Here is a 539-nt window from a genome sequence, read left to right as displayed (position 1 = left end):
CGGTCGGGGGTATAGTGCGGTGCCGTTTCGACGGAGGGTAGGACGGGGGCGTCGATCGAGTGTCTCCAGAGTATGCATTGGTCCATGACGCCGCGCGTCGCGCGATACAAGCGCGGGGGTGACGCGCGCGTTGCCAGTCGCTATCCGCACCGGCATGATCAAACGCGCACTCCCCGTCACCCGTGAGGCCGATTTCTCGGCCTGGTATCAATCCGTCATTGCAGAAGCCGATCTTGCCGAGGAATCGGGCGTGCGCGGCTGCATGGTGATCCGGCCCTGGGGATACGGCATTTGGGAGCGGATCCAGCGGCTGCTCGATGACCGGATCAAGGCGACGGGCCATGAGAATTGCTATTTCCCGCTGTTCATCCCGCTCTCCTATTTCGAGAAAGAAGCCGAGCATGTCGAAGGCTTCGCCAAGGAAATGGCGGTCGTCACGCATCATCGGCTGAAGGCGGACGGCAAAGGCGGGCTGATCCCCGATCCCGAGGCCAAGCTGGAGGAACCGCTCGTCGTGCGCCCGACCTCGGAGATGGTGA

Annotated in this window: 1 pseudogene; it reads left to right on the top strand. The window is 63.1% G+C overall.

What is annotated here, in order from left to right:
• Positions 1 to 118: 118 nt before the first annotated feature.
• Positions 119 to 539 (top strand): annotated as a pseudogene (locus AACY19_RS26915) (hypothetical protein); the annotation flags it as partial.

Origin of the sequence: Pseudomonas sp. EA_5y_Pfl2_R50 (assembly GCF_963970475.1) — a bacterium.
GTDB lineage: Bacteria > Pseudomonadota > Gammaproteobacteria > Pseudomonadales > Pseudomonadaceae > Aquipseudomonas.
This window is presented reverse-complemented; position numbering and strand designations above follow the sequence as displayed.